General features: G+C 56.4%; 1 protein-coding gene. It reads right to left on the bottom strand.

What is annotated here, in order from left to right:
* Positions 1-54: 54 nt before the first annotated feature.
* Positions 55-617: hypothetical protein (locus tag P1S46_12410; protein MDF1537265.1), on the bottom strand; the 563-nt coding region annotated here is incomplete at its 5' end.

Here is a 617-nt window from a genome sequence, read left to right as displayed (position 1 = left end):
AACCACGCTTTTCGGTTCCCGTTGAGCCAAAGTCTTACCCGGACTTTGGCGATATTACAGCAGCCTCCGTGAGGGAAGGGAAAACCACGCTTTTCCCTTTCCCCAGGACATTAAGGAGCCAGGAAAAGTCCCGCCTGGACTTTTTGCGACCCTATCAAGTTTTATCCCTTTGGACGTTGGACTTTGGACTTTGGACTTTGGACTCCTGGCCCTTGCCGCAACAATGACAACAGCAAAGGCAAGGGCCAGCGCCACGAAAAGCCCCACAATAGGCGCTAACGCGGCGTAAAGAGCCATGGCTCCCATCATGACAGGGGGAAGGAAGGAAAGGTGCCTGAAACGGCCCCCAGGGGCCGAAAAAGCCCTCCTGCAGGCAGGGTTGAGAATGTAAGCGAGGATGACAGCGTCGATCATGAGAAAGGGCCACAGGTAGAGCCCGTCCTTCGGCACCACCATGTGCCACAGGTGCAGGGTCCAGTACAGGGGCACGAGGACCACGGCGGTGGACCAGGCCCAGGGAAGGAGCCTCCAGAACCCCACGGCTAGCAGCGTGTCGGAAAACCTCTTGACACGCTGCTGTAAGTTTTTCGGAAAGCCCTTTTTTGGGTCTTTTCTTG

Source organism: bacterium, from assembly GCA_029210545.1.
GTDB lineage: Bacteria > BMS3Abin14 > BMS3Abin14 > BMS3Abin14 > BMS3Abin14 > JARGFV01.
Note: the sequence above shows the minus strand (reverse complement) of the source record. Positions and strands in the feature narration are given on the sequence as shown.